Annotated in this window: 4 protein-coding genes and 1 tRNA gene; all 5 read right to left on the reverse strand. The window is 43.1% G+C overall.

Annotated elements, in window-relative coordinates; translation table 11 throughout:
• Positions 1-90 precede the first annotated feature (90 nt).
• Positions 91-624: a ribosome maturation factor RimP gene (gene rimP / locus A3761_RS00095; RefSeq protein ID WP_068515210.1), complete on the reverse strand. Its 534-nt coding sequence runs from the start codon at positions 622-624 to the stop codon at positions 91-93.
• 22 nt (positions 625-646) lie between these two features.
• Positions 647-877, reverse strand: coding sequence for a hypothetical protein (locus A3761_RS00100; protein ID WP_068515212.1), 231 nt, complete (start codon positions 875-877; stop codon positions 647-649).
• 141 nt (positions 878-1,018) lie between these two features.
• Positions 1,019-1,103, reverse strand: a tRNA-Leu gene (locus A3761_RS00105).
• Positions 1,104-1,116: 13 nt separating this feature from the next.
• Positions 1,117-1,512 carry a preprotein translocase subunit SecG gene (secG, locus tag A3761_RS00110; RefSeq protein ID WP_068515214.1) on the reverse strand — a complete coding sequence of 132 codons (396 nt, stop codon included), beginning with the start codon at positions 1,510-1,512 and terminating at the stop codon, positions 1,117-1,119.
• An 84-nt stretch (positions 1,513-1,596) separates the two neighbouring features.
• Positions 1,597-1,686: triose-phosphate isomerase (locus A3761_RS26010; RefSeq protein ID WP_197472663.1), on the reverse strand; the 90-nt coding region annotated here is incomplete at its 5' end.

Below are 1,686 nucleotides of genomic sequence, written 5' to 3' on the forward strand. Positions count from 1 at the left end.
TATCTTTTTCAACACCCTTTTCATTTGAAACTGCTTCAACAACTAGCAAAATTTCTTTATTCATCGCGTCATTCGCTCCAATCTTCAAATTCAATCAAACTGCGGCACTACGTTCGCTTTTTCAATCGCTTCAATAGGAAATAAAAATTCTTCTTCACCAACCTGAAGAACAATATCATTTCCTTCCAATCCTTTTAGTAAACCACTGTACTTGCGACGACCTTCATAGGCCATGCGTAATTTCAAGGCAACTTGGTGCCCCTGAAACCGTTCATAGTGATTTAGCTTATATAATGGACGATCCATGCCTGGCGAAGAAACCTCCAAGGTATACTCTCCGTTTATCGGATCTTCTACATCCATTACACCACTCAACTGACGGCTCACCAGCTCACAATCTTTGAGCTCTATGCCGCTTTCCCTGGCCTGTTCCTCAGTGATATTTTCATCTACTTCACCAGGGACTTCAGTTTCTTGTTTTTCTTCGGTTTGTGCGCTTTCAATAAACACACGCAACACAGAGTGCTTACCCTGGGACATATATTCAATACCCCAACACTCGTAACCCAGCCCTTCAATGACCGGTTCAATCAATTCTTCTAACAGCTTCTTTTTTGCAGACAATGGCAGTACCGTTTTTCATATTTCAGAAACAAAAAATGGGCATAAAGCCCATCACACGAAAAAGCCACCACAACCTTAAACAACCGAGCCTCTGAGTAACACTCAAGAGACCACCAAAGGCGGCTTTTACCAGATTTTTCTCACGCATCGTTGATTTCCACAAGCTAACATCTAATAAATCAACATCAGCAATATTAATCAAAGCAATAAACAAGCTTGGACTATACTCGTGCGCAGCAATATTCGGCCGCATTATATGCACCAAACCTTAATGGGTCAACCGTTAAGCACTGTACCTTACAGTTCATTACCCACAATTGATCTATTACTTGAACAAATAACTTAAACCCAGAAAAGCAAAAAGCCCGTCACAAACGTGACAGGCTTTCTAAGTTGGTGCCCAAGGCCGGACTTGAACCGGCACGGCTTACGCCACTACCCCCTCAAGATAGCGTGTCTACCAATTCCACCACTTGGGCAAAAACCAAAAACTTATTCTAACTCTGGCGCCGCTGACTCGGCAGGCATCGCATCTTTCGCAGCCGTATCAATTGACTCACCGCCTTCTAACTCTGTCGCCGACTCATCAGTTCCTGAGGTTTCAAGCTCAGCAACAGGCGCAATGAAATCATCTGCAGAAATTTCTGATTTCTGCTTAGCGATCACCGCCAGAGAAATACTGGTAATAAAGAATACAATCGCAAAGTATTTGGTCATATGTGTTAGGAAGCTACCACTACCCTGACTACCAAAAACGGTTTGTGACGCACCACCACCAAAGGAAGCACCCGCTTCAGCACCCTTACCTTGCTGCAGCAAAACCAAACCAATCAAACCTAGTGATACCAGAATATGCACCACAATAACGGCAGTCTCTAACCATTCCATACTTTTAGCCTATTTTTCTACTCTAGTTGCCCGCCCCATCAAGAGCCTCAAACTCTTAATTGCAACAAACAACAATAAAAATTACTAACCAGCGCTCTTACAGATTTGTAAAAAGTCGCTCACTTTTAATGATGCGCCACCAACTAGCCCACCATCAATATCATCCTGACCAAA

It is taken from the genome of Oleiphilus sp. HI0123 (genome assembly GCF_001635315.1).